1 rRNA gene is annotated in these 373 nt (G+C 48.0%); it reads right to left on the bottom strand.

The annotated features are described in order from the left end of the window. A 16S ribosomal RNA gene (locus H9X81_RS11585) occupies window positions 1–212 on the bottom strand; the annotation flags it as partial. Window positions 213–373: the final 161 nt, after the last annotated feature.

The following is a 373-nucleotide window of genomic DNA, read 5'->3' as shown; positions in this document are numbered from 1 at the left end:
CATGCGACACTGTGGTCTTATGCGGTATTACCACCCGTTTCCAGGTGCTATCCCCCTCTTGAAGGCAGGTTGCTCACGTGTTACTCACCCGTCCGCCACTAAGAATACAAGCCATCCGCCCGAAGGCTTCAGTCCCGCGTTCTCCGTTCGACTTGCATGTGTTAGGCGCGCCGCCAGCGTTCGTCCTGAGCCAGGATCAAACTCTTAATTAAATCGTTTATCCAAACAGCAGATCTGCTAAGAATCTGCCGCCTAAATAGCTCTCAAACAAACTTGGCTTTCGCTTCGTCTATCTGTTCCTTTGAATTACTCTCAAAGTATTGTTCAAGGGTTCTACTTACTCGTTAGTTCCTGTTCAATTTTCAAGGTTCTT

Origin of the sequence: Hydrogenoanaerobacterium saccharovorans (genome assembly GCF_016901815.1) — a bacterium.
GTDB lineage: Bacteria > Bacillota > Clostridia > Oscillospirales > Ruminococcaceae > Avimicrobium > Avimicrobium caecorum.
This window is presented reverse-complemented; position numbering and strand designations above follow the sequence as displayed.